Annotated in this window: 26 protein-coding genes; 19 read left to right on the top strand and 7 right to left on the bottom strand. The window is 71.4% G+C overall.

Going from position 1 to position 26,473, the window contains the following annotated elements:
- Positions 1-98 precede the first annotated feature (98 nt).
- From GJR97_RS11125 to glmM, 4 genes are all read left to right on the top strand, one after another.
- The gene (locus GJR97_RS11125) at positions 99-992 is read left to right on the top strand and encodes a tRNA pseudouridine synthase A (RefSeq protein ID WP_154346529.1); all 894 of its coding nucleotides are present in this window, start codon (positions 99-101) and stop codon (positions 990-992) included.
- A gap of 137 nt (positions 993-1,129) precedes the next feature.
- The gene (gene rplM, locus GJR97_RS11120) at positions 1,130-1,576 is read left to right on the top strand and encodes a 50S ribosomal protein L13 (RefSeq protein ID WP_129234477.1); all 447 of its coding nucleotides are present in this window, start codon (positions 1,130-1,132) and stop codon (positions 1,574-1,576) included.
- A 36-nt stretch (positions 1,577-1,612) separates the two neighbouring features.
- Positions 1,613-2,095 (top strand): 30S ribosomal protein S9, encoded by a 483-nt coding sequence (rpsI, locus tag GJR97_RS11115; protein ID WP_154346528.1) that lies wholly within the window; start codon positions 1,613-1,615, stop codon positions 2,093-2,095.
- 15 nt (positions 2,096-2,110) lie between these two features.
- Positions 2,111-3,472 carry a phosphoglucosamine mutase gene (gene glmM, locus GJR97_RS11110; RefSeq protein ID WP_154346527.1) on the top strand — a complete coding sequence of 454 codons (1,362 nt, stop codon included), beginning with the start codon at positions 2,111-2,113 and terminating at the stop codon, positions 3,470-3,472.
- A 45-nt stretch (positions 3,473-3,517) separates the two neighbouring features.
- Here glmM and coaA read toward each other — a convergent pair whose 3' ends face one another.
- On the bottom strand, positions 3,518-4,474 hold the full coding sequence (gene coaA / locus GJR97_RS11105; protein WP_324613417.1) for a type I pantothenate kinase: 957 nt from the start codon (positions 4,472-4,474) through the stop codon (positions 3,518-3,520).
- A 121-nt stretch (positions 4,475-4,595) separates the two neighbouring features.
- Here coaA and glmS point away from each other — a divergent pair, with 121 nt between their 5' ends.
- From glmS to GJR97_RS11060, 10 genes are all read left to right on the top strand, one after another.
- A complete protein-coding gene (glmS, locus tag GJR97_RS11100; protein ID WP_154346526.1) occupies positions 4,596-6,446 on the top strand; it encodes a glutamine--fructose-6-phosphate transaminase (isomerizing) in 1,851 nt (616 codons plus the stop codon).
- Positions 6,447-6,530: 84 nt separating this feature from the next.
- Entirely contained in the window at positions 6,531-6,944 is a 414-nt protein-coding gene (locus tag GJR97_RS11095; protein WP_324613416.1) for a holo-ACP synthase, read from the top strand.
- On the top strand, positions 6,941-8,080 hold the full coding sequence (alr, locus tag GJR97_RS11090; protein ID WP_324613415.1) for an alanine racemase: 1,140 nt from the start codon (positions 6,941-6,943) through the stop codon (positions 8,078-8,080). The genes GJR97_RS11095 and alr overlap by 4 nt, the downstream gene beginning before the upstream one ends.
- Positions 8,077-8,622: a tRNA (adenosine(37)-N6)-threonylcarbamoyltransferase complex ATPase subunit type 1 TsaE gene (tsaE, locus tag GJR97_RS11085; protein WP_407643593.1), complete on the top strand. Its 546-nt coding sequence runs from the start codon at positions 8,077-8,079 to the stop codon at positions 8,620-8,622. Before alr ends, tsaE begins: the two co-directional genes overlap by 4 nt.
- A 60-nt stretch (positions 8,623-8,682) precedes the next feature.
- Positions 8,683-9,303: a tRNA (adenosine(37)-N6)-threonylcarbamoyltransferase complex dimerization subunit type 1 TsaB gene (gene tsaB, locus GJR97_RS11080; protein WP_154346525.1), complete on the top strand. Its 621-nt coding sequence runs from the start codon at positions 8,683-8,685 to the stop codon at positions 9,301-9,303.
- Entirely contained in the window at positions 9,300-9,851 is a 552-nt protein-coding gene (gene rimI / locus GJR97_RS18275; protein ID WP_229276222.1) for a ribosomal protein S18-alanine N-acetyltransferase, read from the top strand. Before tsaB ends, rimI begins: the two co-directional genes overlap by 4 nt.
- Positions 9,848-10,897, top strand: coding sequence for a tRNA (adenosine(37)-N6)-threonylcarbamoyltransferase complex transferase subunit TsaD (gene tsaD, locus GJR97_RS18270; RefSeq protein ID WP_129235760.1), 1,050 nt, complete (start codon positions 9,848-9,850; stop codon positions 10,895-10,897). Before rimI ends, tsaD begins: the two co-directional genes overlap by 4 nt.
- Positions 10,898-11,074: 177 nt before the next feature.
- A complete protein-coding gene (locus GJR97_RS11070) occupies positions 11,075-11,440 on the top strand; it encodes a DUF4190 domain-containing protein (protein ID WP_154346524.1) in 366 nt (121 codons plus the stop codon).
- A 463-nt stretch (positions 11,441-11,903) separates the two neighbouring features.
- On the top strand, positions 11,904-12,176 hold the full coding sequence (locus GJR97_RS11065) for a hypothetical protein (RefSeq protein WP_154346523.1): 273 nt from the start codon (positions 11,904-11,906) through the stop codon (positions 12,174-12,176).
- A 9-nt stretch (positions 12,177-12,185) separates the two neighbouring features.
- Positions 12,186-12,704: a hypothetical protein gene (locus tag GJR97_RS11060; protein WP_154346522.1), complete on the top strand. Its 519-nt coding sequence runs from the start codon at positions 12,186-12,188 to the stop codon at positions 12,702-12,704.
- 15 nt (positions 12,705-12,719) lie between these two features.
- On the opposite strand, the gene GJR97_RS11055 is transcribed toward GJR97_RS11060, so the two are convergent.
- The gene (locus GJR97_RS11055; RefSeq protein ID WP_324613414.1) at positions 12,720-13,907 is read right to left on the bottom strand and encodes a class I SAM-dependent methyltransferase; all 1,188 of its coding nucleotides are present in this window, start codon (positions 13,905-13,907) and stop codon (positions 12,720-12,722) included.
- A gap of 129 nt (positions 13,908-14,036) precedes the next feature.
- Between GJR97_RS11055 and groES the strand changes: the two genes are divergently transcribed.
- From groES to GJR97_RS11040, 3 genes are all read left to right on the top strand, one after another.
- Positions 14,037-14,333, top strand: a complete 297-nt coding sequence (groES, locus tag GJR97_RS11050; RefSeq protein WP_022889766.1) for a co-chaperone GroES — start codon at positions 14,037-14,039, stop codon at positions 14,331-14,333.
- Positions 14,334-14,506: 173 nt separating this feature from the next.
- Entirely contained in the window at positions 14,507-15,463 is a 957-nt protein-coding gene (rarD, locus tag GJR97_RS11045; RefSeq protein WP_324613413.1) for an EamA family transporter RarD, read from the top strand.
- A 251-nt stretch (positions 15,464-15,714) separates the two neighbouring features.
- Positions 15,715-17,004, top strand: coding sequence for an ABC transporter substrate-binding protein (locus GJR97_RS11040; protein WP_154346521.1), 1,290 nt, complete (start codon positions 15,715-15,717; stop codon positions 17,002-17,004).
- Positions 17,005-17,636: 632 nt separating this feature from the next.
- Here GJR97_RS11040 and GJR97_RS11035 read toward each other — a convergent pair.
- From GJR97_RS11035 to GJR97_RS11020, 4 genes are read right to left on the bottom strand one after another with little or no spacing between them, the layout of a single operon-like run.
- Entirely contained in the window at positions 17,637-18,422 is a 786-nt protein-coding gene (locus tag GJR97_RS11035) for an ABC transporter ATP-binding protein (protein WP_154346520.1), read from the bottom strand.
- Positions 18,409-19,332, bottom strand: a complete 924-nt coding sequence (locus tag GJR97_RS11030) for an ABC transporter ATP-binding protein (protein ID WP_154346519.1) — start codon at positions 19,330-19,332, stop codon at positions 18,409-18,411. Before GJR97_RS11030 ends, GJR97_RS11035 begins: the two co-directional genes overlap by 14 nt.
- Positions 19,322-20,302 carry a branched-chain amino acid ABC transporter permease gene (locus GJR97_RS11025; protein WP_324613459.1) on the bottom strand — a complete coding sequence of 327 codons (981 nt, stop codon included), beginning with the start codon at positions 20,300-20,302 and terminating at the stop codon, positions 19,322-19,324. Before GJR97_RS11025 ends, GJR97_RS11030 begins: the two co-directional genes overlap by 11 nt.
- Before the next feature lie 13 nt (positions 20,303-20,315).
- Positions 20,316-21,530, bottom strand: coding sequence for a branched-chain amino acid ABC transporter permease (locus GJR97_RS11020; RefSeq protein WP_154346517.1), 1,215 nt, complete (start codon positions 21,528-21,530; stop codon positions 20,316-20,318).
- Between the two features lie 351 nt (positions 21,531-21,881).
- Here GJR97_RS11020 and guaB point away from each other — a divergent pair, with 351 nt between their 5' ends.
- Positions 21,882-23,384, top strand: a complete 1,503-nt coding sequence (gene guaB / locus GJR97_RS11015; RefSeq protein ID WP_154346516.1) for an IMP dehydrogenase — start codon at positions 21,882-21,884, stop codon at positions 23,382-23,384.
- A gap of 77 nt (positions 23,385-23,461) precedes the next feature.
- On the opposite strand, the gene GJR97_RS11010 is transcribed toward guaB, so the two are convergent.
- Positions 23,462-24,622, bottom strand: coding sequence for a MalY/PatB family protein (locus tag GJR97_RS11010; protein ID WP_154346515.1), 1,161 nt, complete (start codon positions 24,620-24,622; stop codon positions 23,462-23,464).
- A gap of 137 nt (positions 24,623-24,759) precedes the next feature.
- Here GJR97_RS11010 and GJR97_RS11005 point away from each other — a divergent pair, with 137 nt between their 5' ends.
- A complete protein-coding gene (locus GJR97_RS11005) occupies positions 24,760-26,460 on the top strand; it encodes an ABC-F family ATP-binding cassette domain-containing protein (protein ID WP_154346514.1) in 1,701 nt (566 codons plus the stop codon).
- Positions 26,461-26,473: the final 13 nt, after the last annotated feature.

Here is a 26,473-nt window from a genome sequence, read left to right as displayed (position 1 = left end):
CACGCACCCGGAGCCCCCGCAGCGATCGCTGCGGGGGCTCCGTGCGTTCGCGGCGCGCGACGACACGCCCGTAGGCTTGAGGGCGTGGGAGCACACGGATGACGCTGCGGATCCGGCTCGACCTCGCCTACCAGGGCACGGGATTCGCGGGATGGAGCCGGCAGCCCTCGCTGCGCACGGTGCAGGGCGTGCTCGAAGGGGCGCTCGCGACGCTGTTCCGGCGCCAGGGGTCCGCGCCTCGCCTCGTCGTGGCCGGTCGCACCGACGCCGGAGTGCACGCGGCCGGGCAGGTGGCCCACATCGACGTCGATCCCGACGCGTTCGAGGACGTGACGCGCCCGAAGCGCGGCGGATCGGGGGGCCGGCCCGCCCCGGATCCGTACGGCGTCCTCGTGCGTCGGCTCACGGGCATCCTCGGCTCGTCGGACGACGACCTCGTCGTCCGCGCCGCGCGGCGGGCGCCCGACGGGTTCGACGCACGCTTCTCCGCGGTCTGGCGTCGCTACGCGTACCGGATCGCAGACCTCGGAGCCGAGCACGATCCACTGCAGCGGCACCGCACCGTCTGGTATCCGCGGTCCCTCGACGCGGAGTCGATGGACGTCGCGGCCCAGACGCTGCTCGGCCTCGGTGACTTCGCGGCGTTCTGCAAGCCCCGGGAGGAGGCGACGACGATCCGCACGCTCCAGTCGTACCGGTGGCGCCGCGACGACGACGGCGTGCTCGTCGCCGCCCTGCAGGCCGACGCGTTCTGCCACTCGATGGTCCGTGCGCTCGTCGGGGCGTGCCTCGCGGTGGGCGAGGGGCGGCTGGATGTCTCGGGGCCGGCGGAGCTCATGCAGGCGGGAGAGCGCACGAGCGCCTTCAAGGTCCTCCCCGCCAAGGGGCTCACGCTCACCGAGGTCGGATACCCGGCCGACGAGGAGCTCGCCGATCGCGCGGAGCAGACCCGGGCACGTCGGGAATTGCACGCCGACGGTGTCGTCGGCTAGAGTATCCCTTTGGTGCCGTCGACTGCGTCGGTACCCGATGTTGAGCCCTCCACCGGAGCGTTCCACCCGCATCGCGGGAGAACCCCCACCGGAGTGGGATTCACGAACCCCTCACTCGATCAGAAAGCAGCACTACTGTGACGCGCACCTACACCCCGAAGGCGAACGAGATCCAGCGCGACTGGGTCGTCATCGACGCCACCGACATCGTGCTCGGCCGCCTCGCGAGCCACGCCGCCTCGATCCTCCGCGGCAAGCACAAGGCGATCTTCGCCAACCACGTCGACACCGGTGACTTCGTCATCATCGTCAACGCCGGCAAGGTGGCCCTCACCGGCCAGAAGCTCGAGCAGAAGAAGGCCTACCGCCACTCCGGCTACCCGGGCGGCCTGAAGGCCGTCGGCTACGCCGAGCTCCTCGAGAAGAACCCGGTCCGCGCCGTCGAGAAGGCGATCCGCGGCATGCTGCCGAAGAACTCGCTCGGTCGCGCCCAGATCAAGAAGCTGAAGGTCTACGCCGGCCCGGAGCACCCGCACGCGGCCCAGCAGCCGAAGCCGTACACCCTCACCCAGGTCGCCCAGTAAGCCCGGCGCCGAGCGAAAAAGGACTCAGACACCACCATGGCGAAGATCGCAGACCAGATCGACCAGGCTCCTGAGAGCTACACCACCGAGTCGGCTCCGGCCGCCGCACCCGCGGCGCGTCCCGTGCTGAACGTCTCGGGCGCGGCCGTCGGCCGCCGCAAGCAGGCCATCGCGCGCGTGCGCGTCGTGCCCGGTGCGGGCAGCATCACGGTCAACGGCCGTGAGTTCGCGGACTACTTCCCGAACAAGCTCCACCAGCAGCTCATCACCGACCCGTTCACCGTGCTCGAGCTCTCCGGCTCGTACGACGTGGTCGCGCGCATCACCGGCGGCGGCCCCTCGGGCCAGGCCGGTGCGCTCCGCCTCGCGATCGCCCGTGCGCTCAACGAGATCGACCGCGAGAACAACCGTCCGACCCTCAAGAAGGCCGGCTTCCTCACGCGTGACGCCCGCGTCATCGAGCGCAAGAAGGCCGGTCTCAAGAAGGCCCGCAAGGCGCCCCAGTTCTCGAAGCGCTAGTCTTCGGATCCCTGGATGCCTCGGCTCTTCGGAACCGACGGGGTCCGGGGCCTGGCCAACCGTGAACTCACGGCTGACCTGGCCCTGGGCCTCGCCCAGGCGGCTGCGGCCGTCCTCACGCAGGGTCGTCACGCCGACGAACTGCGCGCCGCCGGCCGTCGGCCGGTGGCCATCGTCGCGCGCGATCCGCGCGTGTCCGGCGAGTTCCTGACGGCCGCCGTCTCGGCCGGCCTCGCCAGCTCGGGCGTCGACGTGCTCGACGCCGGCGTCATCCCGACGCCCGCGACCGCATTCCTCATCGACAGCATCGCCGCCGACTTCGGCGTGATGATCTCCGCGTCGCACAACCCCGCTCCCGACAACGGGATCAAGTTCTTCTCGTTCGGCGGCACGAAGCTCCCCGACGAGGTCGAGGACCGCATCGAGTCCTACCTCGGCAAGCAGAAGCTCGCCCCGACCGGCGACGGCGTCGGTCGCATCCGCCGCTTCGCCGACGCGGAGGACCGCTACGTCGTCCACCTGCTCGGCACCCTCCCCGCTCGCCTCGACGGGCTGAAGGTCGTGCTCGACTGCGCGCACGGCGCCGCCGCCGGAGTGTCGCCCGAGACCTTCCGCGACGCCGGCGCGGAGGTGATCGTGATCGGCGCCGACCCCGACGGCATGAACATCAACGACGGCGTCGGATCGACGCACCTCGAGCCCCTCCAGCGGGCCGTGCTCGAGCACGGCGCCGACATCGGCATCGCGCACGACGGCGACGCCGACCGGTGCCTCGCGGTCGACGCCGACGGCAACGTCATCGACGGCGACCGGATCATGGCGATCCTCGCGGTGTCGATGCACGACCGTGGAACGCTCACCGACGACACGCTCGTGGTGACCGTGATGTCGAACCTCGGCCTGAAGCGTGCGATGGCCGATCGCGGCATCCGCGTGATCGAGACGAAGGTCGGCGACCGGTACGTGCTCGAGGCGCTCGCGGCGGGCGGCTACGCCCTCGGCGGCGAGCAGTCCGGCCACGTCATCATGACCGAGTTCGCCACCACCGGCGACGGCGTGCTCACCGGACTGCACCTCGTGGCGGAGATGGCCCGCACGGGCAAGACGCTGGCCGAGCTCGCCTCGGTCATGACGGTCTACCCGCAGGTGCTCGTGAACGTGCGCGACGTCGACCACCACGGCCTCGCCGACGACGCGGTCATCGCCGGGACGGTGCGCGAGGTCGAGGCGGAGCTCGGCGACACCGGCCGTGTGCTGCTCCGGCCGTCGGGGACCGAGCCGATGGTGCGCGTCATGGTCGAGGCCGCGGACCAGGAGGCCGCAGAGGCCCACGCGGACCGGCTCGCCGAGGTCGTGCGGGAGCGGCTCTCCCGCTGACGCGGGCTCGCGGCATCCGCCTCGGTCGCCGGCTCGGACCGCGGCTCAGAGCTTGCGGAGCAGGACGCTCGAGACTGTGTGGTCGGCGTCCTTCCGCAGCACGAGGGAGGCGCGCGACCGCGTCGGCCGGATGTTCTGCAGCAGGTTCGGTTCGTTGATCGACTGCCAGATCGAGCGTGCTCGCGACCGGGCCTCGTCCTCGGTGAGGCTCGCGTAGCGGTGGAAGTAGGAGCGCGGGTTCGAGAACGCGCCGCGCTGGAGCTTCAGGAAGCGCTCCTCGTACCACCGCGCGATGTCGCGCGTGCGCGCATCGACGTAGATCGTGAAGTCGAACAGGTCGCTCACCGCGAGGCGGTGCCCCGGCCCGGGCGGCTGGAGGACGTTGAGCCCCTCGATGATCAGCACGTCGGGCCGGCGCACCGTGATGTGGGCGTCGGGGACGATGTCGTAGGCGAGGTGCGAGTAGAACGGGGAACGCACCTCGGGTGCGCCGGCCTTGACGTCGCTCACGAACCGGAGGAGCGCGCGCCGGTCGTAGGACTCGGGGAAGCCCTTGCGCGCCATCAGCCCGCGGCGCTCGAGTTCGGCGTTCGGGAAGAGGAAGCCGTCGGTCGTCACCAGCTCGACGCGGGGAGTGTGCTCCCAGCGCGCGAGGAGCTCGCGGAGCAGGCGCGCGATCGTCGACTTGCCGACCGCGACGGAGCCGGCGACCCCGATGACGAACGGCGTCGACTCGAAGCGCTCGCGGAGGAACGTGCTCGTGACCTCGTGCAGCGCCTTGGTGCCGCCGACGTAGAGGTTCAGCAGCCGGCTGAGCGGCAGGTAGACCTCGGACACCTCGCGAGGGTCGAGCGGTTCGCCGAGGCCTCGGAGCTGCACGATCTCGGTCTCGCGGAGGGGTGACGGCATGGACGGCGCGAGCGCCGCCCATGTGGCGCGGTCGAGTTCGACGAACGGGGAGATCTGCGGCGTGTGCGTCGACGGGCTCTGCGGATCGGGCACCGGCACAGTCTAGTGCGACGCGCGAGCCGCGATCCGGCATCCTCCGGCCGGGGACGGTCCGCCTCGGGCGGCCCAGGTGCACCCGGCGGTCGCCCAGTCGCGCGTGGCTACAATCGAGCCCATGTGTGGAATCGTCGGATACGTCGGAGAGCGCAACAGCCTCGACGTCCTCATGGGCGGTCTCCGCCGTCTCGAATACCGCGGCTACGACTCGGCCGGAGTCGCCGTCGTCGGAGACGAGGGCGACATGGAGTTCGCCAAGCGCGCCGGCAAGCTCCAGGTGCTCGCCGACGAGCTCGAGCGCCACCCCGTGCACCGGGGCGGCACCGGCATCGGTCACACCCGCTGGGCGACGCACGGCGGGCCGACGGACCGCAACGCGCATCCGCACCTCGGCGACGAGGGCCGGCTCGCGCTGATCCACAACGGCATCATCGAGAACTTCTCCGAGCTGAAGGAGTCCCTCCTCGGCCGCGGCGCCACGTTCGAGTCCGAGACCGACACCGAGGTCGCCGCCGTGCTCCTCGGCGAGCTCTACCGCGAGACGGGCGACCTGCGCGAGGCGTTCCGCCTGACGGTCGCCCAGCTCGAGGGGGCGTTCACGCTGCTCGCCGTGCACCGCGACGAGCCCGGCCTCGTGGTCGGCGCCCGCCGGAACTCCCCGCTCGTGATCGGGCTCGGCGACGGCGAGAACTTCCTGGGGTCGGATGTCGCGGCCTTCGTCGAGTACACCAAGCGGGCCGTGGCGATCGGCCAGGACCAGATCGTGGCGATCACGGCCGACGGCGTCACGGTCACCGACTTCGACGGCGCGGCCGTCGAGGTCGAGCCGTTCGACGTCGCATGGGACGCCTCGGCCGCCGAGAAGGGCGGCTGGTCCTCGTTCATGCGCAAGGAGGTCTCCGAGCAGCCCGAGGCGGTCGCGAACACGATCCGCGGGCGCGTCGTGGACGGCGTCGTCTCGATCCCCGAGCTCGAGGGCTTCGGGGACGACGAGCTCAGGGACATCCGCCGGATCACGGTCATCGCGTGCGGAACGGCCGCCTACGCGGGCATGGTCGCGAAGTACGCCATCGAGCAGTGGGCGCGCGTCCCGGTCGAGGTCGAGCTGAGCCACGAGTTCCGCTACCGCGACCCGGTCATCGACGAGCACACGCTGGTCGTGTCGATCAGCCAGTCCGGCGAGACGATGGACACGCTCATGGCGGTCAAGTACGCGCGCGAGCAGGGTGCGCGGACCATCTCGGTCTGCAACACCCAGGGCGCGACCATCCCGCGCGAGTCGGACGCGGTCGTCTACACGCACGCCGGCCCCGAGGTCGCGGTCGCATCGACCAAGGCCTTCGTGGCGCAGATCACGGCGCTCTACCTGTTCGGCCTGCACCTCGCGCGCGTGCGCGGCACGCTCGCCGAGGGGGAGCTGGCCGGTCACCTCGCGGAACTGCAGGCGATCCCCGCGAAGATCGAGACCGTCCTCGAGCAGGGCGAGCGGGTCGGGGAGCTCGCGCACTGGATGAGCGACACCCGCTCGGTGCTCTTCCTCGGCCGCCACGTGGGCTACCCGATCGCGCTCGAGGGCGCGCTGAAGCTCAAGGAGCTCGCCTACATCCACGCCGAGGGCTTCGCCGCGGGCGAGCTGAAGCACGGCCCGATCGCGCTCATCGAGCCGGGGCAGCCCGTGTTCGTGGTGGTGCCGAGCCCGCGCGGTTCGGCGACCCTGCACCCGAAGGTCGTGTCGAACATCCAGGAGATCCGCGCACGCGGCGCTCGCATCATCGCCATCGCAGAGGCCGGGGATGCCGCGGTGCTGCCGTTCGCCGACGAGGTGATCCGGATCCCGCTCGCGGGCCCGCTGTTCGAACCGCTGCTCGCGGTCGTGCCGCTGCAGATCTTCGCGATGGAGCTCTCGCAGGCGAAGGGCCTCGATGTCGACCAGCCGCGGAACCTGGCGAAGTCGGTCACGGTCGAGTGAGCGTCGGGCGGGCGCCGGCACGTTCCGGCGCCCGCCCGCTCCATCGGTGCGGCAGACTCGAACCGTGAGGACGGAGAGGGACGGGTGATCGCGGGCATCGGGATCGACGTGGTCGACATCGCGCGCTTCGCGCGATCGCTCGAGCGCACACCGGCGCTGCGCGAGCGCCTGTTCGCCGAGAGCGAACGCGAGCGTCCGGCCAGGTCGCTGGCCGCCAGGTTCGCCGCCAAGGAGGCACTGATCAAGGCACTCGGCGGCCACGCCGTGATCCGCTGGCACGACATGCGCATCGTGCAGGACGCCGACGGCAATCCCGACTTCGCCCTCTCAGGTGCGCTCTCCGCGCACGTCGAGGCGCTCGGGATCGACCGGGTCCACCTGTCGATGAGCCACGACGCGGGCATCGCGAGCGCGTTCGTCGTGCTCGAGCGCGGCGTCGGGCGCGCCGCCACCTCCCGCGAAGCCCTCGCCCCGAATCCCGACCAGGAGCTCGAGTGAACCCCCGTCACGTCCGCTCGCCGTTCCGTGAGGCCGTCATCGACCTCGACGCCCTCCGCGCGAACGTCGCCGCGCTCGCCGCGACGGTCGCCCCGGCCCGCGTCATGGCCGTGGTCAAGGCCGACGCGTACGGCCACGGCGCGGTGCACGTCGCCCGCGCCGCGCTCGATGGGGGCGCGGATCACCTCGGCGTCGCCGACCTCGACGAGGCGCTCGCGCTGCGCGACGCCGGGATCGAGGCCCCGGTGCTCGCCTGGCTGCACGATCCCGCCGCGCGCTTCGACGCCGCGATCGCCCACGACATCGACCTGGGCGCCTCATCGGCGGCCCAGCTCGAGGCGATGGCGGATGCCGCGGCATCCGCCGGTCGCATCGCGAACGTGCACCTCAAGCTCGACACGGGCCTCAGCCGGAACGGCATCCTCCGCGCCGATTGGGACGACGTCGTCGCGCGCGCGGCCGCGCTCGAGTCGGAGGGTCGCGTGCGGGTTCGCGGCCTCTTCAGCCACCTCGCGAACACGTCGCCCGACGACGACGCCGCGCAGCTCGCCGCGTTCCTCGACGGCGCCGCCGCCGCCGAGAATGCAGGGCTCTCGCCGGAGCTCCGCCACCTCGCGTCCACCGCCGCGGCGCTGCGCCTGCCCGAGGCGCGCCTGGACATGGTGCGGATCGGCATCGGGATCTACGGCGTGCCGCCCTTCGGCGACGGCACGACCGCCGCGGAGCTCGGCCTGACGCCCGTGATGACCCTCCGCGGGCGCGTCGCCGCCGTGCGGCGCGTCGAGCCCGGCACGGGCGCCTCGTACGGCTACACGTGGCGCGCCCCGCACCCGACGACGCTCGCGCTCGTCCCGCTCGGCTACGCCGACGGCGTGCCGCGGCAGGCATCCGGGCGTGCCGAGGTCGTGATCCACGGGGCCCGCCATCGGATCGCCGGGCGCATCGCGATGGACCAGTTCCTCGTCGACGTGGGAGAGGCCGAGGTCGCCGTCGGCGACGAGGTCGTGCTCTTCGGCGACCCCGTCACCGGGGCCCCGTCGGCCGACGAGTGGGGGGACGCCGCCGACACGATCGGCTACGAGATCGTCACGCGCATCGGGCCGCGGGTCCCGCGCACCCACGTCGGAGGGGCATGATGCGCAGGTCGGTCGCCGATGCGGAGGCGATGGAGTCGCTCGGCCGCGAGCTCGGTCGCACGTTCCGGGCGGGCGACCTCGTCGTGCTCACCGGCCCGCTCGGCGCCGGGAAGACGACGCTCGCCCGCGGCATCGGCGCAGGACTCGGCGTCCGCGGCCCGGTGCAGAGTCCGACCTTCGTGCTCGCGCGGACCCATCCCAGCCTCGTGGGCGGCGCGCCCCTCGTGCACGTCGACGCCTACCGCCTCGGCGGAGCGGCGGAGCTCGAGGACCTCGACCTCGACTTCGCGAACTCCGTGGTCGTGGTGGAGTGGGGCGCCGGCCTGCTCGACGACGTCAGCGAGTCCTGGCTCGAGGTGGTCATCGCCCGGCGTCGCGGTCACGACGGTGCCGGCGACCACGTCGGCGGGCCGGGGTCGGAGACCGGTCCCGAGCGGGACGCGGAGCTCGATGCAGACGAGCCCAGGACCGTCGAGCTCCTCGGCCACGGCCCGCGATGGGCCGGCACGCCGTTCGCCGTGCAGCCGCAGCTCGACGACTGACCCGACGGCGCCGACCCGTTCCCGGCCGGCGCTCGGCGACGCGCCTCTAGGCTTGATGCCATGCTCCTCGCGATCGACACGTCCACCGGGACGAGCGTCGCCGTGGTCGACCTCGACGGCGGGATCCTCGCCGAGACCGGCACGAACGACACCATGCGCCATGCCGAGCTCATCGGCGACCGCATCCGCGACGCCATGGCCCGCGCCGGCGTACGACCGTCCGACCTCTCGGGTGTCGCGGCGGGGATGGGTCCAGGTCCGTTCACGGGCCTCCGGGTGGGCATCGCCGCCGCGCGCGCCTTCGCCCTCGGCATCGGCCGCCCCGTCGTGCCCGTCGTGAGCCACGACGCGATCGCGCACGCCTGGTACGCGTCCGGCGGCGCCGGTCCGCTCCAGGTCGTCACGGACGCCCGGAGGCGCGAGTCCGCGGTCAGCGACTACGACGGCCTCGACGCGGACGGGCTGCCCGTGCGGCTCGCCGCCCCGCGACTCGAGCCGCGCGACGCGGTGCCCGAGTCCCGCGGCATCCGCCTCGACGCCGACACCGTCTCGGCCGGTTCCCTCGGCCTCGTCGCCGAGCTCGCCCACGCGAGCGGGCGTCTCCCCGTCGCCGACGACGAGGCGCTCTACCTCCGAGCCCCCGACGTGACGCCGTCGGCCGGCAAGCGGGTACTCCGATGAGCCTCATGCTGCGCCGAGCCGGTCTCGGCGACCTCGACGCGATCATGCGGCTGGAGCGCGCCACGTTCGTCACCGACGCCTGGCCCGAGTCCGCCATGCGGAGCGAGCTGGAGTCGCCGCACGGCTACTACCTCGTCGCCGTCGACGACTCGCGGCCCGACGACCCCGTCGCGTACGCCGGGCTGCTCGCGCCCCGCGGTTCCGGGCAGGGCGACATCCAGACCATCGCGGTCGACGCATCCCATCGCGGAGCCGGCCTCGGCCGCGCGCTCATGCAGGCGCTGATCGGCGAGGCCCGCCGACGCGCCGTGGCCGAGGTGTTCCTCGAGGTCCGCGCCGACAACACGACCGCGCGCCAGCTCTACGCCTCGCTCGGGTTCATCGAGATCGGCGTGCGACGCGGCTACTACCGGCCGGACGACGTCGACGCCATCACCATGAGGCTCGACGTTCCGCCGGCGGTGACGCGCCCGGCGTCCGAGGCGGCCGGGCCGACGGAACCGGGTTCGGGCGGCCCGGGCGATGCCCCCGCAGGAGGAATCCAGTGAACCGCGACGCGCCCCTCGTGCTCGGCATCGAGACCTCGTGCGACGAGACCGGCATCGGCATCGTCCGCGGCACCGAGCTCCTCGCCAACGCCATCGCCTCGTCGATGGACGAGCACGCCCGCTACGGCGGGGTCGTGCCCGAGGTCGCCGCGCGGGCGCACCTTGAAGCGCTCGGTCCCACCATCCGCGCTGCGCTCGACGAGGCATCCGTCGACCTCGCCGACCTCGACGCGGTCGCCGTGACGAACGGCCCCGGCCTCGCGGGCGCGCTCATGGTCGGCGTCGGCGCCGCGAAGGCGCTCGCGCTCTCGCTCGAGACGCCCGTGTACGCGGTGAACCACCTCGTCGGGCACGTCGGCGCCGACCTCATCGGCGACCGCCCGCTCGAGACGCCGAGCGTCGCCCTGCTCGTCTCCGGCGGGCACACCTCGCTCCTGCTCGTCCGCGACCTGGACTCCGACGTCGAGCTGCTCGGCGAGACCATCGACGACGCGGCCGGCGAGGCCTTCGACAAGGTGGCACGGCTCCTCGGGCTGCCCTACCCCGGTGGTCCCGAGATCGATCGCGCCGCCGTCGGCGGCGACCCCGACGCGATCCGGTTCCCGCGCGGGCTCACCCGGCCGAAGGACCTCGAGCGCCATCGCTACGACTTCTCGTTCTCCGGGCTCAAGACCGCGGTCGCCCGCTGGGTCGAGCAGCGCGAGGCCGCGGGCGAGCCCGTGCCGCTCGCCGACGTCGCCGCGAGCTTCCGCGAGGCGGTCGTCGACGTGCTCGTGTCGAAGGCGATCGCCGCGTGCACCGACCTCGGCGTGCCCCGCCTGCTGCTGGGCGGCGGCGTCGTGGCGAACCGGCGGCTCCGCGAGGTCGCCGAGGCGAGGGCGGATGCCGCGGGCATCGCCCTGCGCATCCCGCCGCTGTCCCTCTGCACCGACAACGGCGCGATGATCGCCGCGCTCGGCGCGCGACTCATCATGGCCGGACACGAGCCGTCGTCGCTGGAGTTCGGCGCCGACTCGACGCTCCCGGTGACGGACATCCAGAGCTGATCCCGGCCGACTTCGCCATGGGCACTTGGGCCCGCGCGCGGCGTCTGCGCTGCGCGCTAGGGTGAGCGAAGAATCCCGCGATCGCGGGGGAAGACGACCCGCGCCGCGAGCGTTGACAGCACCCCGCGGCGCTGCCAGCATGGCCGGGTCCGCGCTTGCACGAGAGGAAACCGCACCATGACCGACCCCAACACGCCCGATCCGAACGCGTCGAACGTCCCGCCGCCTCCGCCCGCGCCGCCGGCCCAGCCGGCGCCGTCGTACGGTGCGTCGCCGTCGTACGGCGCGCCGGCGCCGCAGAAGACCAACGTCCTCGCCATCGTCTCGCTGGTCTCGGCGTTCTTCATCTCGCTCGTCGCCATCATCACCGGTCACATCGCCCTGAGCCAGATCAAGAAGACCGGTGAGCAGGGTCGCGGTCTCGCGATCGCAGGCCTCATCATCGGGTACGTCGGACTGGTCGTCGGCCTCATCATCGCGATCGTGTGGTTCGCGATCATCGGCGCCGCGATCAGCAGCGGCTCGTACACGTACACGAACTGATCCATCCGCAGCACGGAAGGGGCTCGGCATGAGCGATCCGACCAACCCGGACCAGCCGACGGAGCCGGCACCGCCGAACCCGTCGGAACCGACGGTCCCGGTGGAGCCTGCCGAGCCCGCCGTGCCGGCGGAACCGACCGTGCCGGCCGTTCCCGCGGAACCGCAGCCCGAGCCGCCGGCGGCGCCCGAGCCTCCCGTCAGCCCTGAACCTCCCGTCGCACCGGAGCCGGCGAGTCCGCCGGAGGTTCCCGGTGCGCCCGTTCCGCCGCCGGCTCCGCCCGCTCCTCCCGCGCCGCCCTCGGCCCCCGGCTCCCCGGCGACGCCGTACGGCGCGCCGTCGGCGGCCGCGCCGACCGTCGGGGGGCCGTTCGACGCCGCGCCTCCGGGCGCCGGCGCTCCGGTACCTCCGTACGGCGGGTACGGCGCCTCGGCCCCGACGCCGGCGCCCGCCAGGCCGACGCCCGTGCTCAGCCTCATCTCGCTCATCGCCGGCATCATCGGGGTCATCGGCTCACCGGTCGTGTTCATCCCACTCGTCGGCGGCGTGCTGCAGCTCTTCGTCCCGGCCGCGGCGATCGTCCTCGGCTTCCTCGGGCGCAGCAAGGAGCCCGCCGCGAAGGGGATGTGGCTGACGGGGCTCATCCTGGGCTTCGTCGGGGTCGGCATCGCACTCCTCTCGTTCCTCCTGTGGGGGATGCTGTTCTCGATCGGCAGCGGCTACGGCTACGGCTACTGAGGCGACCACGTGACCGACGAGCGTCCTTCGCGACCACGCGATCCGGGAACCGACGGTGCGCCGGGTGCGGCGCTGCCGGCGTACGGTCCGGCGGAGCGTCCGCCGCCGACGGATCCCGAGCGCCCGCCCGCAGCGGACGCCCAGTCGGCTTCTTCGGCTCGTGAGTTCGACGTCCCCTACGACACCGGGGCGCTGCACGGCCTCCCGACCGGCCAACTCCTCGCCGTCGGACGGCCCCTTCCGGAACCGCTCGAGACGGAGTACGAGGACGAGGAGGAGCAGCGTCGGGTCTACAGCCAGGTCGGCGCGGTCATCGGAACGATCGGCGCCGTCGCGTCGCTCTTCGTCGGCTGGATGTTCCCCCTGTCGCTCGCGGCGATCGTCTTCGGCGTGCTCGGGCTGCGACGCGAGGAACACGGCCGGATCCTCGCCTTCGTCGGCATCGGGACCGGCGTCACCGGTCTCGTCTTCTCCGGCGTGTGGCTCGGGTACTACGCGATCGTCTTCGGCGCGCTCTCGACCGGCTGAGGTCGCCTGCGCCGCTCAGAGCCGCTCGACGAGGATCGCGACGTGGCGGCCTTCCTCGCGCGTGAGCACGATGGTCGCCGAGCCGTCGCCCTTGAGCTTCAGGCGGGTCCGCAGCTCGGCCGGATCGACGTCCACCCCGCGCTTCTTGATCTCGAGCGTGCCGACGCCGCGCTCCTGCAGCGCCCGCCGGAGACTGCGTTCGTCCGCGGGGAGGCGCTCGATCACGCGGAATCCCCTCGCGAACGGGGTGTCGACCTCGCGGTCCCCGGTCAGGTAGGCGATGCCCTCGCTCAGCATCCATGCGCCCATCGATCGGGCGAGATCGCCGATGAGGCGCGCGCGGATGACGGCCCCGTCGGGCTCGTAGAGGAAGTCGCCGAGCGGGCCCGCGGGGGCGTCCTCGGCGTCCGACGGCGCGACGAGCTCATGCGCGGCGTCGCCCCGGATCACGAGCGCCGCCCGGCCGATGCCCGCCCGTGCGAGCGCACCCGTCCAGACGACGAGTTCGACGACGTCGCCGTCGACCGACACCCACTGCGCCTCGGCGCCGTCGGGGACGACGTCGCGATCGGTGCCGGGTCCGAGCTTCACGCCGACCGGCATCCGCTCGGCGAGGCCGAACGCGAAGTCGAGCGCGGGGGAGTAGTCCCCGGCATCCGCGAGCCTGGTCGTCGTGCCGCCCGAGGTGGTGCGCCGTGCGGGATCGAGCCACGCGGCGTCGATGCCGCCGAGGGAGACGTCCTCGGCCAGGGCGTGGAGGACGTGCACCCTCGGGAACGGAGTGAGGTTGAACGCGGCGACGGCAGCGGTCACCTCATCGGCCTCGGCCGCGGTCACCTCCAGGTCGACCGCGGCCATGGCGAGCGCGTCGCCGCCGATGCCGCACCCGAGGTCGGCCACGTGCCGGAGCCCGGCACGTGCGAACCGCCCGGCGTGCAGCGCGGCGACCCGCAGCCGGGTGGCCTGCTCGAGCCCGGGCTCGGTGAAGAGCATCCGGTCCGCGAACTCGCCGAACTTCGCGCGCGCCTTCGAGCGCAGCCGGGACTGGCTGAGCACGGCCGCGACGAGGCCGGGATCGTGGCCCTGCTTGCGCAGGTCGGCGACGGTCTTCACGACGTCGGCCTTGGAGGAGTAGGGCGGCAGCGAGTCGAGCAGCGCGAGCCCCTCGGTAGAGAGCAGCCTCACCAGCTCGTCGCGTTCCACGCCGACACGCTAGCACCGCGGCATCCGCTGGCACTCACGTTGCACGAGTGCCAGAACCGCCATAGACTCCCTTTAGCACTCTCACTCAGAGGCTGCTAACCCCAGTCTTCGTCAAGAAAGAGGTCAACCGTGTCGGTTTCCATCAAGCCGCTCGAGGATCGAATCGTCATCAAGCAGGTCGAGGCCGAGCAGACCACCGCCTCCGGCCTGGTCATCCCCGACACCGCCAAGGAGAAGCCCCAGGAGGGCGAGGTCGTGGCGGTCGGCCCGGGTCGGATCGACGACAACGGCAACCGTGTCCCGCTCGACGTGGCCGTCGGCGACAAGGTGATCTACTCCAAGTACGGCGGCACCGAGGTGAAGTTCGGCGGCGAGGACTTCCTCGTGCTGTCGGCGCGCGACGTCCTCGCGGTCGTCGTCCGCTAGTCGACGCCGACATCCTCGCGGCCCGGATGCCTCTGGCATCCGGGCCGCGTCGTCGTTCGGCCTCGTCCGCCTCGGTGCCTCACCTGAGGGGCCGCGTCGTCGGGGCGGGATCTCGACGGAGGTCGGCAGTCGGCGCGCGCCGGTGCATCGGGGGTCGCGCGTAGGCTGACACGGTGTCATCCGCTCCATCCACCGACGCACCGGCCCGCGTCGGGCCAGACGGCGTGAGTCGCGCCGGCATCGCCTACGCCGTCTCCGCCTACGCGCTCTGGGGATTCCTCCCCGTCTACTTCATCGCCCTCGCGCCGAGCGGGCCGGTCGAGATCGTCGCGATGCGCATCCTGCTCTCGCTCGTCTTCTGCGCCGTCCTGATCGCGGTCACGCGAACCTGGCGCGCGTTCCGCGCACTCGTACGGGATCGCCGCGTCGTGCTCATCATGGGCCTGGCCGGCGTGCTCATCTTCGTGAACTGGCTCACGTACGTCTTCGCCGCGCTCACCGGGCAGGTCGTCGAGGCCGCGCTGGGCTACTTCATCAACCCGATCGTGACCGTGTTCCTCGGCGTCATCGTGCTCCGCGAACGGCTGAACGCCGTGCAGTGGACGGCCGTCGGGATCTCCATCGTCGCCGTGGTCGTGCTCACCCTCGGGTACGGGCAGATGCCGTGGATCGCGCTCATCCTGGCCTTCAGCTTCGGCTTCTACGGTCTCATCAAGAAGCGGGTCGGCCACCGCGTCGACGCGGTCTCCGGCCTCACCCTCGAGACCGCCTGGCTCGCACCGCTCGCCGCGATCCTCCTCGTGGTCGTCGCGTCGACGACCGGGCTCACGATCGGCTCCGTGAGCGGATGGCACACCGTGCTGCTGCTCTCGGCCGGCGCCGTGACCGCGATCCCGCTCCTGCTGTTCGCCGCAGCATCGCGACGCCTCCCGCTGATCTACATGGGGTTCATCCAGTACTTCGCCCCGTTCATCCAGTTCGTCGTCGGCGTCGTGGTCCTCGGCGAGCCGATGCCGCCGGAACGCTGGGCCGGGTTCGGCCTCGTCTGGCTGGCGCTCGTCGTGCTCACCTTCGACCTCGTGCGCGGGGCGCGGGCCGCTCGGCGGGCCGCGAACCTCGAGCCCGTCTGACCGCCGCCGGGGCCCCCGTACTGGGGCTGGATGCCGGGAGTCCGAACCCCGGCCCGATGGCGGATTTCGTGGCGGAATCGCCGGAATCGTGCGGAGAATCGCGCGTCAGTGTCGCTCAGGTAACGATTCCGTGTGCGTTACCGGGTTGTGATCGAGGCAATCTTGTTTCCACTGTGGGCGGGCAATACGGTCGATACATCGGCGTCGCCAGACGCTGTTTCTGTACCGATCCTTCAGTCCCAAGGAGCATCATGAGCGTATTCGCGAGGGCCACCGGCTCGCGCTCGGCTCGCGCGGCTTGGACGGGCATCGCCATTGCTGGCGTTTCCGCCCTCCTCCTCACCGCGTGCAGCACGGGCGGCACCACCCCGGAAGAGTCCGAGGAGCCGGCCGACACCGGCGACGCCCTGCCCATCGAGGCTGGTGAGCGCGACCTCACCCTGAAGGTCGGCACCATCCTGCCGCAGTCCGGCACCCTCGCCTTCCTCGGCCCGCCCGAGGAAGCCGGTGTCGCACTCGCCGCCGAGGAGATCAACGAGGCCGACGCCGGAATCCAGGTCGAGGTCGTCTACCGCGACTCCGGCGACACCACCACCGACATCGCCACCGTCTCGGTCACCGACCTCCTCTCGCAGGACGTCTCGGCGATCATCGGTGCCGCCTCGTCGGGCGTGTCGTTCACGGTCATCGACCAGATCACCTCGGCCGGTGTCGTGCACTTCTCGCCGGCCAACACGTCGCCCGACTTCACGGACTACGACGACAACGGCCTCTACTTCCGCACCGCGCCGTCCGACCTGCTCCAGGGCGAGGTCCTCGGCAACCTGATCGCGGAGGACGGCGCCTCGACGCTCGGCCTCCTGGTCCTCAACGACCCGTACGGCACGGGTCTCGCGGCAGCGACGACGGAGGCCTTCGAGGCCGCCGGCGGCGAGGTCGTCGCCGAGGAGCTCTTCAACACGGGTGACTCCAACTTCGACGCGCAGCTCTCGGCGATCAACGCCGCGAACCCCGACGCCGTCGCGGTCATCACGTTCGACGAGGCCAAGGTCGTCGTGCCGGCGCTCGTCGGCGCGGGCTACCCGGGCAACCAGCTGTACTTCGTCGACGGCAACCTGGCCGACTACAGCGCGGACTTCGCGCCCGGCCTCGTCGCCGGTGCGAAGGGCACGCTCCCCGGCCCCATGCTCGAGGCCGACTTCGAGGAGCGGCTGCTCGGGATCGACCCGAACCTCGACAGCTTCAGCTACGGCCCGGAGTCGTACGACTCGCTCATGCTGATCGCGCTCGCGGCCTACGCCGCGAACAGCACGGCCGGCGAGGACATCGGCGCCTACCTCCAGCAGGTGTCCGGCGGTTCGGGTGACGGCGAGGTCGTGACCACGTTCGCCGATGCCGCAGCGCTGCTCGCCGAGGGTTCGCAGATCGACTTCGACGGCGCGTCGGGTCCGATCACCCTCGACGAGAACGGTGACCCGACCGAGGCCACCATCGGCATCTACGAGTACGAGGACGACAACACCATCACGCGCATCGGCTGATCTGCCGACACGCAGCGAAGGGCCCCGGCTTCGGCCGGGGCCCTTTCGCGTGCGCCCGAGGCGTATCCGGTCGGGCGCTTCATCGGCACGGTCCGGCGCGACCGAGCGGAGGCTCGAGGGTCGTCGTCGCGCTCATCGCGGGGGATTGCCGGACAGGCCGGTGCCGTGAGCCGCGTCGGCTGCCGAGTGAGAGGGTGGATGCCGAACGGCACGCTGCGCGCCCGACGGGCCCGCTGCGCGGCCGCAGGGGCCCCCGCAAGCGCCTCGTGGGTCGCAGGCGGGCTTGCGGGCCGCAGGGTGGGTACCCGCAGGGACCTGGGGCGGAGGCCGGTCGCGGCGTCCGTGCAGGCGTCGCCGCCCGAAGTCGGGCACGAGGCGGGTCGGCCCCGGCCGGAACCTTCGGGGAGCCCCGATGGAGTCGTCGGATCGAGCTCCGTCGGCCCGACAGGCCTTCGTTCGCGTGGTCGGCAACGTTCACTCGGGTCGGGCGGTCGTACGGCCACGCGGCGCTTCCGTCGCATCCGAGCGCCGCACGAGCACCCCACGACGCCGCGAATGGCGGACATCGGTCGTGGGCACGACGAAGGGGGCGGATGCCGTGGCATCCGCCCCCTTCGGGGTCGAGCGGGAACTCAGTCCTGTCCGAGCGTACCCAGGTAGAGGCCGATGACCTTCGGGTCGTTCAGCAACTCGCGGCCGGGACCCTCGTAGGCGTCACGGCCCTGGTCGAGGACGTATCCGCGGTCGCAGATCTGGAGGCAGCGGCGGGCGTTCTGCTCGACCATGATGGTCGTCACGCCCGCACGGTTGATCTCCTTCACCCGCAGGAACGCCTCGTCCTGCCGGACGGGGGACAGGCCGGCGCTGGGCTCATCGAGGAGCAGGACGTGCGGACCCATCATGAGCGCGCGCGACATCGCCACCATCTGGCGCTCGCCGCCGGAGAGCGATCCCGCTCGCTGCGTGAGGCGCTTGCCGAGCTCGGGGAAGATGTCGACCACGAACTCGAGGCGATGCTTGAGATCCTTGGGCTTCTGGAAGATGCCCATCTCGAGGTTCTCCTGGATGGTCAGCGACGGGAAGACGTTGTTCGTCTGCGGGACGAACCCGACGCCCTTCGAGACCAGCTTGTTCGCCTTCTGGTTGGTGATCTCGTCGCCCTGGAGGTAGATGCCGCCCTCGCGGACCTTCACGAGCCCGAAGATCGCCTTCAGCAGCGTCGACTTGCCGGCGCCGTTCGGCCCGATGATGCCGATCAGCTCGCCGTCGCGCGCCGTGAGCGAGCAACCGTTCAGGATGTTCACGCCGGGAAGGTACCCCGCCGTGACGTCTCGGACCTCGACGACGAGATCGCGCGTGTCGACCGTGGCAGTGCCGCCGGTCGCCTCGGCGCTCGCCGCTGATTCACTGTTCGTCATCGATGAGCTCCTTCAAGGCGTGGATGTGCTCGGCGGTCTCCGGATCGTCGTCGTCGCCGAGATCCGTGTCGTGATGCGCGCCGAGGTAGGCGTCGATCACGGCGGGGTCCCGCATGACCTCGTGCGGGTCGCCCTCGGCGACGATCTTGCCCTCGGCCATCACGATCACCCAGTCGGCGATGTGACGGACCATGTGCATGTCGTGCTCGACGAACAGGACCGTCATGCCCTGCGACTTGAGGTCGAGGATGTGGTCGAGCAGCGACTGCGTGAGCGCGGGGTTCACACCCGCCATCGGCTCGTCGAGCATCACCAGCGTCGGGTCGCTCATGAGCGCCCGGGCCATCTCCAGCAGCTTGCGCTGCCCGCCCGAGAGGCTGGCGGCGTAGTCCTCCTGCTTCGCGTCGAGCTTGAAGCGGGAGAGGATCTCCTTGGCCTTCGCCTCGATGTCGTCCTCCTGCTTGCGCCAGAAGAACGGGAACACGGAGCGGAACAGGTTCTCCCCGCTCTGGCCCTTCGCCCCGAGCTTCATGTTGTCGAGCACGGTGAGCAGGCCCAGCGCCTTGGTCAACTGGAAGGTCCGGATGAGCCCCATGCGGGCGACCCGGTACGCCGGGACGTGCGCCAGCGAGCGGCCGTCGAACTCCCACTTGCCCTCGTCCGGCTTGTCGAAGCCGGTGAGCAGGTTGAAGAACGTGGTCTTGCCGGCACCGTTCGGCCCGATGAGCGCCGTGATCGCGCCGCGCGGGATCTCGACGTGAGCGACGTCGACGGCCGTCAGGCCGCCGAACGTGCGCTTGACGCCGTCGGCGATGATGATCGGGTCGACCTTCTTGCAGCCCGGACCCGCGTCGCCGACGTGGAGGCCGGTCGTCTTGACCGGCGTCGTGGGAGTGGCGTTATCGGACAAAGGACAGCTCCTTCTTGTTGCCGAAGATGCCCTGTGGCCTGAATACCACGAGGAGCATGATCGCGATGCCGACCAGGATGAATCGGAGCTGGCCGGCCTGGACCTGCGTCATGAACGGGAACCAGCCCGCCTCGACCGCCCGGGCCATGAAGCCCGAGAAGAACGAGAGCAGCACCCAGAAGATCATCGAGCCCACGATCGGCCCGAGGATCGTCGCGGCGCCGCCGAGCAGCAGGATCGCGTAGATGAAGAAGGTGAGCGACGTCTGGTAGTTCGCCGGCACGACCGCGCGCGGCATGATGAAGATCATTCCGCCGAGGGTGCCGAAGGCACCACCCAGGATCAGGCTCTGCATCTTGTACGAGTAGACGTTCTTGCCGAGGGCGCGCACGGCGTCCTCGTCCTCGCGGATGCCCTTGATCACGCGGCCCCACGGGCTTCGCATGATCGACCACGTGAACAGCGCGGCGAGGATGACGACGGTCCATCCGAGGATCCGGATCCACCAGTCGTATGCGTTGTAGGTGAACGGGCCGAAGCCGTACGTGCCCGGGGGGATCGGGTTCAGCGCGGCCAGGCCGCCCTTGTACCCCTGGAGGCCGCTCGCCGAGCCGGTCACGTCGTCGAACGTGTTCGTCGTGAAGATGAGCCGCAGGATCTCCGCGGCCGCGATCGTCACGATGGCGAGGTAGTCGGCTCGCAGCCGGAGGGTCGGGATGCCCAGGATGAGGGCGAACACGATGGACGCGCCGATGCCGACGAGCACCGAGGCCCACACGGGGAACCCGAACGTCAGCGTGGAGATGGCGAATCCGTACGCACCGAGGGCCATGAAGCCCGCCTGGCCGAAGTTCAGCAGGCCGGTGTACCCGAAGTGGATCGCCAGGCCGAGCGCGGCCAGGGCGTACGCGGCGGTCGTCGGGCTGATGAGCTCCTGCGCCGCGTTCGAGAAGATCTGAATCCAGTCGATCATTGTCGGCCCCTTATCCGATTCTCTCTCGGCGACCCAGGATTCCCTGCGGTCGGAACAGCAGCACGAGGATCAGCACGAGCAGCGCGCCGACGTACTTCATGTCACTCGGAAGCCACAGCGTGGAGACCTCGATGAAGAGACCCACGATGAGGGAGCCGACGAGTGCGCCGAAGGCCGTGCCGAGACCGCCGAGGGTGACCGCGGCGAAGACGAGCAGCAGGATCTGGAAGCCCATGTCCCAGCTCACGCCGGGGCGGAAGTACGCCCACAGGATGCCGGCGAGGCCGGCGAGGCCGCCGCCGAGCACCCAGACGATGCGGATGACCCGGTCGACGTCGATGCCGCTGGCTGCTGCGAGCGGCGCGTTGTCGGAGACCGCGCGGGTCGCCTTGCCGATGCGGGTCCGGAGGAGGAAGTAGGCCACCGCGAGCAGCACGACGACGGAGGTCGCCATGCTGGCCACGTCGATCCACGAGAGCAGGATCGGTCCGAGGCTGATCTCGCGCGGGAGGGTCGCCCCCGGCAGCTGCCTCGTCGATCCGCCGTAGAAGAACTGGAAGGTGTAGCGCAGCGCCAGCGAGAGGCCGATGCTGACGATCATCAGCGGGATCAACCCCACCCCTCGCTTGCGCAGGGGCTTCCAGAGGCCCGCGTCGAGCGTCCAGCCGAGCCCGGCGGCGAGTACGACCGCGATCAGGATCGCGAGCCACACGGGGAACGCGAGGGTGGTGCTGAACGTCAGCATCATCAACGCGCCGAAGGTGATCATCTCGGCGTGCGCGAAGTTGGAGAGCCCGGTCGTGCCGAAGATCAGCGACAGGCCGATCGCGGCGAGCGCGAGCAGCAGGCCGAAGTTCAGGCCGTTCACGACGCGGATCAGCACCTGGGCGCCGTAGTCGGTCGTGACGCGCTGGCCCTCGCCGAGGAAGAAGTTCACGGCCTTCCGGCTCGTGAGTCCGAACTCGGCATCGACGGTCGACTGGCCGTCCTCGACGATCACGCCCTCCGGGAGGGTGTCCTCGTCGAGCGTCACCTCGTAGGCGTCCTTCTCGGGGACGCCGATCGTCCATTGGCCGTTCTCATCGGTCTCGGTCTCCGCTTCGTAGCCGTTGCCCGAGACGGAGATGGACACCCCCTCGAGCGGCTCGTCGTTGTACTTCACGTTCCCGCTGAAGAAGTACTCGAACTCCTCGGCCTGGCTGTCCGTACCCCCTTCGTCCGCCATCGCAGGGGACGCTGCGATGCCGGACAGAGTGAGTGCGGACACCAGGAGTCCGAGGAGGATGAGCCACCTCCCGCGGGAATGCGGGCGGACTGATTGCGTGGATTCCACTGCACCTCCAAAGGTCCCGGTATGGGGGTCGACCGGGTACGCCTTTCCTGCGACGACGTCGTCACAGTACGTGCCGATTATGTCCCAGGTGTTTCGCAGCCGGGCACAAACGGCCCTCGATTGTTATCCGGGGAATGGCGGCGGCGCAAACTCGCTTAAACTCTTCTGTACCGCGACGATGCGCCCGTGCCCGCGACCCGCGGTGCGCGGGCGGTCGAGCACGACTCGAGACGAAGGGGCGACATGGATCAGGCCGATCCGTTCGGATTCACTGGATTGACGTACGACGACGTCCTGCTGCTGCCGGGGCACACCGACGTGATCCCGAGCGAGGCCGACACGAGTTCGCGCCTGACGCGGCGCATCACGGTCGCGACGCCGCTGCTGTCGGCGGCGATGGACACCGTCACCGAGGCGAGGATGGCGATCGCCATGGCCCGCCAGGGCGGGATCGGCATCCTGCACCGCAACCTCTCGATCGCCGAGCAGGCCGAGATGGTCGACCGCGTGAAGCGGAGCGAGTCGGGCATGGTCTCCAACCCCGTGACCACCACCCCGGATGCCACGGTCGCCGAGGTCGACCAGCTGTGCGCCACGTACCGTGTCAGCGGCCTCCCCGTGATCGACGGCGACGGCGTGCTCGTCGGCATCATCACGAACCGCGACATGCGCTTCGTCTCGGACTTCGAGAAGTCCACGACCAAGGTCTCGGACGTGATGACGACGACGCCGCTGATCACCGGCCACGTGGGGATGGACCCCGACGAGGCCGTCGCGATCTTCGCGCAGCACAAGGTCGAGAAGCTGCCCCTCGTCGACGACGACGGTCGCCTCACCGGACTCATCACCGTGAAGGACTTCGACAAGTCCGAGCAGTATCCCAATGCCACGAAGGACGCCGAGGGGCGCCTGCGGGTCGGTGCCGCGATGGGCTTCTTCGGCGATGCCTGGGAGCGCGCCGAGGCCCTGCGCGACGCGGGCGTGGACGTGCTCGTGGTCGACACCGCGAACGGCGAGTCCGCGGGGGTGCTCGACATCATCCGTCGACTCAAGGCCGACCCCACGTTCGCGCACGTCGACGTGATCGGCGGGAACGTCGCCACCTACGAAGGCGCGAAGGCCCTCGTCGAGGCGGGTGCCGACGCGGTCAAGGTCGGCGTCGGGCCGGGCTCGATCTGCACGACCCGCGTCGTCGCAGGCGTCGGCGTGCCCCAGATCACGGCCGTGTACGAGGCCTCGAAGGCCACGAAGCCGGCCGGGGTGCCGCTCATCGCCGACGGCGGACTGCAGTACTCGGGCGACATCGCGAAGGCGCTGGTCGCCGGCGCCGACACCGTCATGCTCGGGTCGCTCCTCGCCGGCACCGCCGAGAGCCCCGGCGACCTCGTCTTCCAGAACGGCAAGCAGTACAAGACCTACCGCGGCATGGGCTCCCTCGGCGCGCTGCAGACCCGAGGCAAGAAGACCTCGTACTCGAAGGACCGCTACTTCCAGGCGGACGTGCCGAGCGACGAGAAGCTGATCCCCGAGGGCATCGAGGGCCAGGTCGCGTACCGCGGCCCCGTGTCGGCCGTCGCGTACCAGCTCGTCGGCGGCCTGCGGCAGTCGATGTTCTACGTCGGCGCGCGCACCGTCGCCGAACTCAAGTCGAAGGGCCGCTTCGTCCGGATCACGCCCGCGGGCCTGAAGGAGTCGCACCCGCACGACGTGCAGTTCGTCGTCGAGGCACCGAACTACACGCGCTGAGGCCCAGCGCGGCGCGACGGCGTCGCGACGCGCCCGTGAGGCGGGTCCGGCTGATCGCCGAGCCCGCCTCGCGCGTCTCAGCCCGCGTCGCGCGCGTCCGCGATGCGACTGATCGCCTCGGACAGCACCTCGGGTGAGCACGCGAGGTTCAGGCGTGCGTGCCCGCGGCCGACATCCGCCCCGAACGCGGGACCGCCGGCGAGCGCGACCCGGGCGCGCTCGAGCGCCGTCGCCGCGGGATCGTCGCCCCAGCCGAGCACCGACAGGTCGAGCCAGGCGAGGTAGGTCGCCTGCGGCATCCGGTAGCGCACGCCGGGCAGCTCGTCCTCGAGGAGGTCCGCGAGGAGTCGGCGGTTGTCATCGATCGACCCGAGGACGCCGTCGAGCCAGTACGCGCCGTGCCGGAACGCCGCGACCGACGCGATCGAGCCGAGCTGGCTCATGCGCCAGCCGACCTCGTACGGCATGCCGTCGCGGACGGCGTCGCCGCGCGCGCTCGCGGTGATCATCATCGCGGCCTTCAGCCCGGCGAGGTTGAACGCCTTGCTCGCGGCGGTCACGGCGACGCCGTGCTCCCGCGCGGCATCCGACACGGTGAGGAACGGGACGTACGGCGACTCGGGCTGCGAGAGCGGCCCGTGCACCTCGTCGGAGACGATCGTCGCGCCGAAGCGCGCGGCGACCTCGGCGAGCGCCTGGAGCTGCTCCCGCGCCGGAACGAGTCCGACCGGGTTGTGCGGGTTGCAGAGCACCATCGCCCGGGCACCGCCCGCGAACGCGGCCTCGATGCCGGGGAGGTCGAGCGACCAGCCCTCGTCGATGCCGCCCGCCAGCGGCACGGCGACGACGCGGCCGCCGGCCTCCGTCACGAGGTCGAAGAACGGGGGATAGATCGGCGGGCAGATCACGACGCCGTCATGGGGTGCGGTGACGCGGCGGAGCACCTCGACGATGCCCATCGAGACGTCGGCGGTGCAGGTCACCCGCGCGGGGTCGGGCTCCCAGCCCAGACGCGCTGCGGCGAAGGCGGAGAACGCCTCCGCGACGGGCAGGCTCCCCGAGCTGTAGCCGGTGTCGGAGCGGCGGATCGCCGCGTGGAGCGCCTCCGCGATCGGCTCGGCGAGCGGGTAGTCCATCTCGGCGACGGGGAGCGGAAGGACGTCCGCGTCGTACATGCGCCACTTGGCGCTGGTCCTGGTGCGGAGGACGTCGAGCGGGTCTGCGGCGATGCGGTGCATGGATCCAGACTGCCCCACGGAAGCCTGCCGCGGCAGTGCGGGGAGGATCGTGCCGGGGCATCCGTCATCGGCTAGTCTGGTCGGCTGCCCGCCGGGCGGTGCGGCGGATGCCGCGGACACGGATCGGATTCGGGCCCATGGGCTTCATCGACGTCAACGGCGTCTCCCTCTCGCTGCCGGACGGCCGGCCGCTCCTGGCCGACCTCGCGTTCCGGGTGGCCGAGGGCCGCACGACCGCGCTCGTCGGGCAGAACGGTGCGGGGAAGACGACCCTGCTGCGCATCATCCGTGGGGAACTCCGCCCCGATGAGGGCAGCGTGCAGGTCGTCGGCGGCCTCGGCGTGATGGACCAGTTCGTGGGGCGCGGCGAGGTCGCCGACGGCGTCGACCGGACGGTACACGGCCTGCTCGTGACGGTCGCGCCGGCGCGCGTGCGCGCCGCGGCGATCGAACTGGAGCGCGCCGAGAACGCCCTGATCGAGGCGGACGACACTGCCGCCCAGATGCGGTACGCGTCGGCGCTCGCCGAGTACGCGGAGGCCGGCGGCTACGACCAGGAGGTCGTGTGGGACCACTGCACGACGGCCGCGCTCGGCATCCCGTTCGAGCGCGCGAAGTGGCGCGAGCTCTCGTCCCTCTCGGGCGGTGAGCAGAAGCGGCTCGCCCTCGAGGCGCTGCTCCGCGGGCCCGAGGAGGTGCTGCTGCTCGACGAGCCCGACAACTCGCTCGACGTGCCGGGCAAGCGATGGCTCGAGCACCAGTTGCGTGCGACCGCCAAGACCGTCCTGCTCGTCTCGCACGACCGGGAGCTGCTCGCGCGCGCCGCCGACCGGGTCGTGACGCTCGAGGCGGGCGCCGCGGGCAGCACGGCCTGGGTGCACGGCGGCGGCTTCGGCGGCTACCACGCGGCGCGCGAGGAGCGTTTCGCCCGGCTCGACGAGTTGCGGCGGCGCTGGGACGAACAGCACGCGCAGCTGAAGCAGCTCGTGCAGTCCCTCAAGGTCAAGGCGACCTACAACGACGGCATGGCCTCCCGCTACCAGGCCGCGGTCACGCGGCTTCGGAAGTTCGAGGAGGCCGGCCCGCCCGAGGAACGTCCCCCGGCCCAGGCCGTGTCGATGCGCCTGCGGGGCTCGCGCACCGGCAAGCGCGCCGTGGTGTGCGAGCGGCTCGAGCTGGCGGGGCTCATGCGGCCGTTCGACCTCGAGGTCTGGTACGGGGACCGTGTCGCGGTGCTCGGCTCGAACGGCTCGGGCAAGTCGCACTTCCTCCGGCTGCTCGCCGCAGGCGGCAGCGACCCCGACCGGACGAAGGGCCACGTGACGGATGTCGGTGCGACCCTGGCCGCCGTCCCGCACGCCGGCACCGCGACGCTCGGCGCGCGGATCGTGCCGGGGTGGTTCGCGCAGGGACACGAGCTGCCGGGGCTCCGGGGCCGGACGCTCCTCGACATCCTGCATCGCGGCGACGCGAACCGCGAGGGCATGGCGCGCGAGGCGGCGAGCTCCGCGCTCGACCGCTACGGCCTCGCCGCCGCGGCGCAGCAGGAGTTCGACGCGCTCTCGGGCGGCCAGCAGGCGCGCCTGCAGATCCTGCTGCTCGAACTGTCGGGCGCGACGCTGCTGCTCCTCGACGAGCCGACCGACAACCTCGACCTCGTGTCGGCCGAGGCGCTCGAGGACGCGCTCTCGCGGTTCGACGGCACGGTGCTGGCGGTCACGCACGATCGCTGGTTCACCAGGTCGTTCGACCGGTTCGTCGTGTTCCGTTCCGACGGCGAGGTCGTCGAGGCGGACGAGCCCGTCTGGGACGAGGCGCGCGTGGCGCGGGCGCGCTGAGGGCGGGCCCGCG

It is taken from the genome of Agromyces kandeliae (assembly GCF_009674665.1).
Lineage (GTDB): Bacteria > Actinomycetota > Actinomycetes > Actinomycetales > Microbacteriaceae > Agromyces > Agromyces kandeliae.
This window is presented reverse-complemented; position numbering and strand designations above follow the sequence as displayed.

Excerpts from the sequence above, each read along its gene's own strand:
- GJR97_RS11125 (WP_154346529.1), top strand. The coding sequence starts at position 99 with ATGACGCTGCGGATCCGGCTCGACCTCGCCTACCAGGGCACGGGATTC.
- rpsI (WP_154346528.1), top strand. The coding sequence starts at position 1,613 with ATGGCGAAGATCGCAGACCAGATCGACCAGGCTCCTGAGAGCTACACC.
- glmM (WP_154346527.1), top strand. The coding sequence starts at position 2,111 with ATGCCTCGGCTCTTCGGAACCGACGGGGTCCGGGGCCTGGCCAACCGT.
- glmS (WP_154346526.1), top strand. The coding sequence starts at position 4,596 with ATGTGTGGAATCGTCGGATACGTCGGAGAGCGCAACAGCCTCGACGTC.
- tsaE (WP_407643593.1), top strand. The coding sequence starts at position 8,077 with ATGATGCGCAGGTCGGTCGCCGATGCGGAGGCGATGGAGTCGCTCGGC.
- tsaB (WP_154346525.1), top strand. The coding sequence starts at position 8,683 with ATGCTCCTCGCGATCGACACGTCCACCGGGACGAGCGTCGCCGTGGTC.
- rimI (WP_229276222.1), top strand. The coding sequence starts at position 9,300 with ATGAGCCTCATGCTGCGCCGAGCCGGTCTCGGCGACCTCGACGCGATC.
- GJR97_RS11070 (WP_154346524.1), top strand. The coding sequence starts at position 11,075 with ATGACCGACCCCAACACGCCCGATCCGAACGCGTCGAACGTCCCGCCG.
- GJR97_RS11040 (WP_154346521.1), top strand. The coding sequence starts at position 15,715 with ATGAGCGTATTCGCGAGGGCCACCGGCTCGCGCTCGGCTCGCGCGGCT.
- GJR97_RS11035 (WP_154346520.1), bottom strand. The coding sequence starts at position 18,422 with ATGACGAACAGTGAATCAGCGGCGAGCGCCGAGGCGACCGGCGGCACT.
- GJR97_RS11020 (WP_154346517.1), bottom strand. The coding sequence starts at position 21,530 with ATGGCGGACGAAGGGGGTACGGACAGCCAGGCCGAGGAGTTCGAGTAC.
- guaB (WP_154346516.1), top strand. The coding sequence starts at position 21,882 with ATGGATCAGGCCGATCCGTTCGGATTCACTGGATTGACGTACGACGAC.
- GJR97_RS11010 (WP_154346515.1), bottom strand. The coding sequence starts at position 24,622 with ATGCACCGCATCGCCGCAGACCCGCTCGACGTCCTCCGCACCAGGACC.
- GJR97_RS11005 (WP_154346514.1), top strand. The coding sequence starts at position 24,760 with ATGGGCTTCATCGACGTCAACGGCGTCTCCCTCTCGCTGCCGGACGGC.